Raw genomic sequence first — 680 nt, 5'->3', positions numbered from 1 at the left:
GGCCCTCGACGACCGCGCTCACCGGGTCGGCGTCGCTCTGCCCAGAGGCATCGGTGGCCAGGGACTCCAGGATCTTGTTGGCGAAGGGGACCTGCTGGTCGGGTGGGAGCTGGTTGAGCCTGCGGGCGACCACCTCGCCGATGTGACGGGCCAGCACATGAGGTGTGGACTCCGCGCTGACCTCCGCGTCGACGGCCTTCCAACCCCTGGCCCCGAGATGCCTCAACTCGTCGTGCACGCTCTGGGTGATCAGCTTCTCGTACACCCCGGCGACCGGCTGTCCCAGATCCCCCGCTGCCCCCACCACGACTCCCCTGGATCACGCGTCAACGTGCATCTGTTGTAACAGGAGGCACTGACAACGGCAGCACGCGGCCCATGCCGGTTCGGTGTCGGACTGCTGAGGCCGACACCGGTCACAGCAGGGCAGCCGCCCCCAGTCCCACCATCCCCGCCACCAAACAGAACACGCACCAAGCGAGATTCGCCGTAGGCGAGTACGCCTTCTTCCTGCGGACGACCACCGCGCGTCGCGGGTCTCTCGGGTCGTAGCGCAGGAGGACGGGCGTGCCGCGGTGCAGGGCGTTCGGGGCGTCGGTGTTCAGGGGGACCTGGCGGTAGGTGTGGACGGCGGGGGCGTCCGGGCGGCCTATGGGCGGGGCCTGGTAGCGGATCTGGGG

2 protein-coding genes are annotated in these 680 nt (G+C 69.4%); both read right to left on the bottom strand.

Annotated elements, in window-relative coordinates:
- A partial coding sequence (locus BZY54_RS47350; protein WP_143668386.1) for a hypothetical protein occupies positions 1-304 on the bottom strand: 304 nt, incomplete at its 3' end.
- A 112-nt stretch (positions 305-416) separates the two neighbouring features.
- The coding region (locus BZY54_RS51405; protein WP_158104032.1) for a DUF3592 domain-containing protein at positions 417-680 on the bottom strand (264 nt) is incomplete at its 5' end.

The sequence above is a fragment of the Streptomyces carpinensis genome (genome assembly GCF_002154505.1).
In the GTDB taxonomy this organism is placed as follows: Bacteria; Actinomycetota; Actinomycetes; order Streptomycetales; family Streptomycetaceae; genus Streptomyces; species Streptomyces carpinensis.
The sequence above is the reverse complement of the archived record's forward strand: the minus strand, read 5'-3'. Positions and strand labels throughout refer to the sequence as shown.